This window comes from Bacteroidales bacterium, assembly GCA_018334875.1.
Classification (GTDB): domain Bacteria; phylum Bacteroidota; class Bacteroidia; order Bacteroidales; family UBA12077; genus JAGXLC01.
Map to the genome: position 1 here is coordinate 1 of JAGXLC010000171.1, position 8,481 is coordinate 8,481.

The following is an 8,481-nucleotide window of genomic DNA, read 5'->3' on the forward strand; positions in this document are numbered from 1 at the left end:
GGGCTATCAGGAACAGCGCCTTGAAATTAAAGGCAGACAGAAGATTAATGTAGAATTAATACCATCTGTCGAAGAGATTGATGAAGTGGTGGTTACGGCACTGGGTCTTTCGAGAGAAAAGAAATCACTTGGGTATTCCGTTGAAGAGGTCAGCGGTGAAGAGATGACAAGGGTTGCCCAGGAGAACGTATTGAATTCAATGGCAGGTAAGGTAACGGGTGTAACCATTAACTCTACAGGTGGCGCAGGCTCATCGGTTAGTATGGTTATCAGGGGTGCCACATCCCTGAGCACAGATAACCAGCCTCTTTTTGTTGTCGATGGCGTTCCGATGTTTAATACGGTTAATAATGTCGGAGGTTTTGGCGATCGTAACCTTGTGGATTACGGGAATGCGATTTCCGATTTGAACCCCGAAGATATTCAGGATGTATCGATATTAAAAGGTCCCAGTGCAGCGGCTTTATACGGGACACGGGCCGGTAACGGGGTTGTGCTTATAACGACCAAACAGGCAGGAGACAGGGATGGACTGGAGGTGTCGGTTACATCAAATACAGTATTTGATATTCCCCATGGTTTTCTGGATATTACAAAGAAATTTGGACCCGGATATTTTCCTATCAGGCCGGAAGATATCGGAGGAGGAGTATTGCCCTACAGCGATTCAAGGGGCAATACGGGCTCGGAACTGGACAAAGGGTACTGGGCCCCGCAATGGCACTCTCCCCTTGATGCAAACGGTGAGCGTGTTCCTATTGAACTTGTATCTTATCCTGATAATATCAAAAATTTTGTGAATACCGGTTTTACCACCACCAACGGGGTATCGGTGTCAAACAGCACTGAACTTATTGATTTCCGGCTGGGAATAACAAACATGATCCACGGCGGGTTAATTCCAAATTCTGACCTGGGTAAAAATACATTTGTGTTATCTGCCTCCTCCAGGGCATTTGAAAATGTGACAATAAGCACCGATATCAATTTTTCAAATACTGGTGCGGATAACAGGCCTTCGAGCAACAGGGGAACCAATCCTTTGCAATGGGCCTATCAAACGCCCAATAACATTCCCATTGAAGAGTTATCTGATTACTGGGTTCCTGGCGCGGAAGGACTAGAGGTGGTTACCATTTCTCCTGCTTATAGTGAGAATCCTTATTTTCTTGCCCATGAAGTGAATAACAGCTTTGACAGAAACGCTATATTCGGTAACATGGTAGCTGACTGGGAAATTTCTCCCTCCTTCAGCATAATGGGGCGCTATTCACTGAACCGGAGTGATGAGGTGCGTGAAACAAAAATCTCACCGGGGTACAGCAGGGAGCCAAATAACGGTACTTATGGTATTGCCAATTTAGGGCGGCTTGAAACAAACATGAAAGTTCTTGCAACCTATACCAGGGACTGGGAAGACTTTTATTTCTCAGCTTCAGGGGGAGGGAATATTCTTTATTCAAGGAGTTCCAACTCCAGCAATTCAGCCAAGAATGGTAGCGGACTTATTGTTCCCAATGTTTACACGGTACAGAACATAAGTTCGGCCTCGCTGAATTACAGTTCCGCCCTGTACGAAAGGGCTGTCAACAGCGTATATGGTCTTGCTAATTTCGGGTGGAGGGATATGGTTTACCTTGACCTGACAGCAAGAAACGACTGGTCCAGCACTTTGCCGGCTGAGAATAACTCCTATTTTTATCCCTCTGCCTCACTCAGTTTTCTGGTAAACGAGGCTTTTGATTTAGGCCGGAATGTAAACATGCTTAAACTTCGCGGAGGCTGGGCACAGGTGGGTAACGACACATCACCCTACAGCCTGACCTCTGTTTACGGCGATTCGGGCCAGTGGGGCGATGCAATAAGGCTTAATAAGCCCGGCACCCTGTTGACTCCCGATCTTAAGCCGGAGCAGGCCACCTCAAAGGAGATAGGAGTTGAGGCACGTGTTTTTAACAACAGGCTCAGGTTTGACGGTACCTATTACCAGGTAGAGAACCGCAACCAGATACTTGGTAATATTCCTCTTGCAGCTTCGTCGGGGTTCAGTAACATAAAACTGAATACGGGGTTGCTTGATAGCCAAGGTGTTGAGCTAATGCTGGGAGTCACACCTGTTCGGACAAATGATTGGAACTGGGACCTGAATATTAATTTCACAAAGAACGAAACAATAATCAGGGAGCTTGCCGAAGGAGTTGAATTTATTCAATTCTGGGGTGACAACAAGATGGATGCCAGGGGGTACGCCTATGATCCCGAAGCAGGACATAACGGGCTGGTTGGTAACCTTTACGCGCCACTTAAGAAAAAAGTTACCGATGAAAACTCCCCCTATTACGGATATCCTATTGTGAGTACAGCTACTGGCAATGGTTGGATACCGGAAGAAGAACCGTCACTGATCGGGAATTACAATCCTGATTTTATAATGGGGCTGCAATCGCAGCTTCGCTTTAAAAACTTTACACTGAGTGCCACATTTGACTGGAGGTCCGGTGGCCAGTATGTTTCACAGACATATCGCTATTATGGAAATCATGCTCAAACTCAAACCTGGCTTGATAATAACCTGGTTCATCCGGGCGATCGCGGACTTGGAAAAGAGCTTCGTGACTGGGTGGTAGCAAATGATGACTGGCTGGTAAAGACCGAGGAAATGCTTCTGGTTGGTGGACCAACCCCTGATTATGGCGGATTTCCCGAAGCACTAAGCGGTATTACAGTATATGATGGATTGTTCTCTCCCGGTGTGCTTGGTTATCATGATGATGATGGGAATTTTATTTTGGTGCGTGAAAACCTTGGAAACGAGGGGACAAATATTTTTCCTTACATATTAAGTAATCCCTGGGATTTCGGGACCCAAAATGTCTTTGATGCAGATTATATTAAATTACGTGAAGTTTCCCTTGGCTTTCAGTTGCCGCAAAGTATTGCAAACAGTTTACGGGTTAAAAGCGCCAGTATTTCTGTTTACAGCCGTAATATAATGTTGTGGACCAAGGATTCGGATTTTGGCACTGATCCTGAAAGGGCTTACCAGGCAGAATCCAGCACTGGTAACAGGGGCATGCAGTTCAAGCAGGGAATAGAGAGATACAATGTTGACCCGCGTGTAATTCCCATTGGTTTTAGATTAGACCTTAATTTTTAGAAACTAAAAAGTTAAAATTATGTATAGAATAAAAGATAGCTTTAAAATACTTCTGGCCCTGGTACTTGTTTTTTCTGTTTCCTGCCATGACCTTGAAGAGATCAATATCAATCCCAATGGTGTCGATCCGCAAAAGGCCGATCCTAATTTGTTAATGGCTACAATAATAACCGGTGTGGGCCAGAATGTTGTGGACCTGGGGTTTGGCGATATTGCCGGAGTTATGCAGCATACCCAGAAAGATGGATGGAGCGGCAGTCATAACAGTTATGAATGGGATAACGAAAGTAAGAGTTGGCGCACTTATTATAATATCTTAAGAAATATAGATGAGTTTTATAAAAAAGCTGTTGAGAGAGATCTTGAATTTCACCAAGGAGTAGCCAAGGTGATGGAGGCATATACTTTCGGGTTGATAGCCGATCTTTATGGTGATGCGCCATATTCCCAGGCAGTGAAAGGGGAAGGGGGCAGTGAGTTTTTCAGCCCGGTGTTTGATCCCCAGAGAGATATTTACCTGGGTATCCTTTCCGACCTGGAAACAGCAAACACTTTATTGTCCAAAAGTCAGGGAGCTTATCAAAGCATTAATGCAACCCAGGATGTGTTGTTCCGGGGAGATGCTGCAAAATGGAGGAAGTTTGCCAATTCCCTTGCATTGAGGTATTATATGAGAATTTCCGAAAAGGAACCTTCTGTTGCAGAACAGGGGATAAGCAATATTTACGGTAACCCCTCAGATTATCCTTTGATAACAAGTTATAATGATGATGCCAACATGGAATATATTGGTTCTTCCCCGGAAAATGCGTGGCCTACCAATACTGTTTTTGACATTGACCCGAGTGGCCAGTATAACAGGAAAAAGTTGTGTGTTACCCTGGTGGAAGCCCTGCAGGCATTGGATGATCCCAGGCTGGGGGTGTGGGCCAATAAAATTGAAATACCGCTTGTACTCGACCCTGCCAATCCCGACAGGGATGAAATAGTTGACGGTAAGAGATATATCGGACAAAATGTTGTTGACGCGTATCTTGCTGGTGTCGGAGCGCCATTAAATTATGATGAAGAATATGTGGGCCTTCCTCCTGCAGCAACCGGAGCATCTACTTATAATTTAAATCCAAATATTGACCAGGGAACTTACAATCCTCACGTATCTATGTTAAACGATATCTATAAGGATGTTTCCGGTCCGCTGCTACTTGCCAGAATGATGTCTGCATCAGAGGTACACTTTATTCTTGCCGAAGCAGCAATGAAGGGCTGGATATCTGGAGATGCTCAAACACATTATAATGAAGGTGTAAAGCAGTCGCTTAATGCATGGAATGTTGGTAATGAATACGAGAACTATATTGCAAATGCACCTTTTGGCGGACTGGAAGAGCTTATTGAGCAAAAATGGATAGCAAGCTGGTCTGCTGCAGCCGAGGCCTGGTTCGATTACAGGAGAACGGGCTTACCTGACCTGGAACCAGGTGAGGCAGCAATCAGGCAGGCACTTCCGTTGCGCTTTTATTATCATTTAAACGATGAAATAGCCCTTAATTATGAGAATGCCCAGGCAGCGATCAATAACCTTGAAACAACTGATTTTACAGCACCTGACGGTAAAAACAGTGCCTGGTCCAAATTCTGGCTGCTTCAGGGAACAGGTAAACCGTGGTAATTCCAGCATGAAATGAAGAAACTGTTTTTGCTGACTTTTGCATTCTTATTAATTCTGTTGATTGTGCCGTTTTTATCGGAACAAGGCTCTGAAGAAGGAGGTGGACCTGAGGCACCGAAGGGATACAGGAGCGAGTTTTTTCTGAAAGCTGCTTATGCGCTGGGAAGGCTGGATCTGATTGACATGGAGCCTGCTATTCCCGAAGAGTTGAAGGTGTATAGTGATATCGAATATAAACAGGTCGATTCCCTTTCTTTAAAGCTTGATATTTACAGATTAAAGAAACTGGCTGATCCGGTTCCCGTCGTGATTTTTATTCACGGCGGGTCCTGGAAGTCAGGAAAAAGGTCGGATTACCTGCCATATCTTGTTGACTATGCAATGAAGGGATACGTTACCTTAACGGTTTCTTACCGCCTGTCAAAAGTTGCTCTTTTCCCCGCTGCTGTTCAGGATGTTTTTTGTGCCATTCAATGGATCCGTACACATGCCGGCGAATATGGAATCGATCCCGGCAGGATTGCATTGGTTGGCGCCTCAGCCGGGGCACATCTGGCTATGCTTGCAGGTTATGCCTCTGACCATCCTTTATTCAATTCCGGTTGCAACTATGAAACCGGAGTTAATGTGAATGCTGTGGTTAACTTTTACGGCCCGGTTGACCTCACCGTTGATTTTGCCCGTGAATCCGGTCCGCTTACGGAGTTTATCGGTAAAAGTTATAACGAAGCGCCGGATTTTTACCGTGATGTTTCACCGCGCACATATATTACACCGGACGATCCACCCACACTTACATTTCACGGAACCATTGATTCCCTTGTGCCGGTCAGCCAGGCAGATTCACTTGACAACTGGTTAACCAGGGCAGGGGTTACACATGAATATCACCGCCTTAAAGGATGGCCGCATGCTATGGATATAGGTGAAAAAGTAAATGAATATTGCCGGCACTATATGGATATCTTCTTGAAAACATATCTGTAATATTAAACCAAACATTTAAAAATTTCAATTATGGAAAAAAAACCACGTTTATTTGTTTTAATGTTTATTATCCTGGCCGTTGGCTTTTTATCATCCTGTGATAAAGAGGAAACACAGGAAACATTTCCGCTTTCAGCGCTGGTCCATTACAGCATTGACGGGAAGCAGGTTGCATTTCATGCCTTGACCCACAGTGCTGTCAGCTGGCACTGGGACTTTGGCGACGGGCAGGAAAGTACCGAAAAGAACCCTGTTCATGTATATGAAAACGGAGGGTATTATGATGTTGTACTGACTGCAACCGGTAGCGATGGTAATACTGCAGTTGATGAAGACAGTATTGGTGTAGCACTTACCCCTTATGTGTTGCTTACCGGCGGGCCCACTGCAACAGAAGGGAAAACATGGAAATTAACGGCAGACCACCCGCCATCAGATAAACTGGCAAATGCAGATGCCGGCCTGTCCGTTGTTGAGCAGCCACTTCCTCAGGGTGTGTTCAATTTGTCTTTGGGTATGCCCCAGGTGTATGAGACCACCTATACATTTTTCTTTGACCAGGGTTATATACCGGATTCACAGGATCATGGTTACGCTTTCAGCGGCTATGTTTACCAGATGGTTACCGCCGGAGGTGAGGACATTATAAATGCCGGCGGTGCAGATTTCGGACTCTGTGTTGCCTCATACACGGCTGATGATGATCTTACATTTACATATGTCGAAGAGGAAAACTTTGCTGTTCCGTCAGTTTATGGATCTGGCGGAGAAGTAACATTTAGTGGTGTCAGTACACTTGATTTCTCAGGCAATGGATTTGTGGGATTCAATGATTTTCAAAGCAAGGTTATTTTAAACAGTATAAGCGATAATGCTATGCAGCTTACTATGTTTATGGCAGCCTCGCCCGATCATCTTCCGATGAATACTCATGCACTTGTGCTGACATTTGAAGCTGTAAGGTGATGTTTGAATTACAATCATGGGAAAAAACAAATCAGCCTCCGATAATTTTGTTGACTTTTCGTTAAGAAAGTCGCGTAGCGCCTTTTTAGCCTGCATTATTTACAAACGAACGGAGCGAAGTTTGTGAATGCGGGATGGTTTGTGGGGTGGATGCAGGCCCGCCTGCGCTAGCTTCGGTGGGCAGGCAACCCCGCATTAGAAAAACCAGCTTTTTGCAAAAAAAATGAAGCAAAAAGCTAGGTTTTTCAATAGCGTCAGAATTATTCTTGAATAATTCGGGTTAGATTTTTAAATAAAATTTAATAATAAAATATGAAAGATATGAAACTCTATCGATTAGAATATTTGTTTGTTTTGTTAACCTCCTTCTTGTTGCTTACTTCTACCATTTCTTCTTGTATTCGCCCCGACGATAAGTCAGAAGAAAAGGAAAATTCGAAGAAGACTTGGGCAAAGAAACTTAGTTATCCACCAGGTAAAAAGGTGCTTGTTCTTCATGCGGATGACGCCGGTATGTGCAATGAAGCCAACGAAGCCATCAAAGAAATGCTTGAAAAGGATTGGATACAGTCCACTGCTGTTATGATGCCTTGCCCTGCCGCCGAACCAATGATCCGCTGGGCCAAAGATCATCCGGGGGAAGATGTTGGATTGCATCTGACGCACACAAGTGAATGGGAAACCTGGCGGTGGGGATCGGTAAGTGATCCGGATGAAGTGCCCGGACTGATTGATCCTGAGGGGAAATTATGGGATAACGTGCCTCAGGTTGTTGAGCATGCCACTGCAGAAGAGGTGGAAAAGGAGATCCGTGCACAGATCGAAAAAGCCATTGAACTGGGTTATAAGCCTGATCATATTGATACCCATATGGGGACTCTTTATGCCACCCCTGAATATGTGAAGGCTTTTTTCAGTGTAGCTGAAGAATACGGAATACCAGCCAATGTCATTGATCTTTCCGATCCCCGGGTTGCAGATAAATACAGAGAGCAAGGATATCCAATCAATGAGGAGGTGATTCAGCTTGTTAAAAACTATTCAATGCCCAAAGTGGACAATTTTACCAGCGTCCCAAAAGGCTCAACTTATGAAGAAAAAGTTGCCAACTTTAAGGAGTTGGTCAGGAATCTCAGGCCCGGATTGACGGAAATCATTTTTCACCCGTCAGTACAATCCGAAAATCTGAAGAATATCACGGGTTCCTGGCAGCAGAGGGTATGGGAGAAGGAGATGTTTGGTGATCCTGAACTTCAAGATTTTTTTAAGCAGCAGGGGATTATTTTCGCAAATTGGAAGGAAATTATGAAAAGGTTCCGGGAACGTAAGAATAATCATTCATAAATCTGATAATACAACAAGAGGTCATTATTTAATATTTTCAATCTATGAAAACCTCAGCTAAAGAAAGACTCTTTTCACTGGATGCACTCCGTGGTTTTGACATGTTTTGGATTGTTGGAGGTGATATGCTTTTTCGCTCCCTCGGAAAGTTTACTGACTGGCAGTGGGCCGATTGGTGGGCTAATCAGCTTTATCACGTGGAATGGGAAGGATTTCATGCTTATGATCTCATCTTTCCCCTTTTCATGTTCATTGCCGGTGCCGCTATACCTTATGCCCTAACGGGAAAGTTTGAGAAGGGAGTTCCAATATCCGCCCTTCACCGGAAAGTAATTAAACGTGCTGTTATTTTGGT

At 44.5% G+C, this 8,481-nt stretch carries 6 protein-coding genes; all 6 read left to right on the forward strand.

Features of this window, described 5'->3' with window-relative positions; genetic code table 11:
- On the forward strand, positions 1–3,157 hold a 3,157-nt coding region (locus KGY70_13115), incomplete at its 5' end, for a SusC/RagA family TonB-linked outer membrane protein (protein ID MBS3776127.1).
- Between the two features lie 19 nt (positions 3,158–3,176).
- The gene (locus KGY70_13120; protein ID MBS3776128.1) at positions 3,177–4,829 is read left to right on the forward strand and encodes a SusD/RagB family nutrient-binding outer membrane lipoprotein; all 1,653 of its coding nucleotides are present in this window, start codon (positions 3,177–3,179) and stop codon (positions 4,827–4,829) included.
- A gap of 12 nt (positions 4,830–4,841) precedes the next feature.
- Positions 4,842–5,816: an alpha/beta hydrolase gene (locus tag KGY70_13125; protein ID MBS3776129.1), complete on the forward strand. Its 975-nt coding sequence runs from the start codon at positions 4,842–4,844 to the stop codon at positions 5,814–5,816.
- A gap of 30 nt (positions 5,817–5,846) precedes the next feature.
- Positions 5,847–6,782, forward strand: coding sequence for a PKD domain-containing protein (locus KGY70_13130; GenBank protein ID MBS3776130.1), 936 nt, complete (start codon positions 5,847–5,849; stop codon positions 6,780–6,782).
- A 321-nt stretch (positions 6,783–7,103) separates the two neighbouring features.
- Positions 7,104–8,126 carry a polysaccharide deacetylase family protein gene (locus KGY70_13135; GenBank protein MBS3776131.1) on the forward strand — a complete coding sequence of 341 codons (1,023 nt, stop codon included), beginning with the start codon at positions 7,104–7,106 and terminating at the stop codon, positions 8,124–8,126.
- Between the two features lie 44 nt (positions 8,127–8,170).
- Positions 8,171–8,481, forward strand: a 311-nt coding sequence (locus tag KGY70_13140) for a DUF5009 domain-containing protein (GenBank protein MBS3776132.1), incomplete at its 3' end; no start/stop codon positions are given.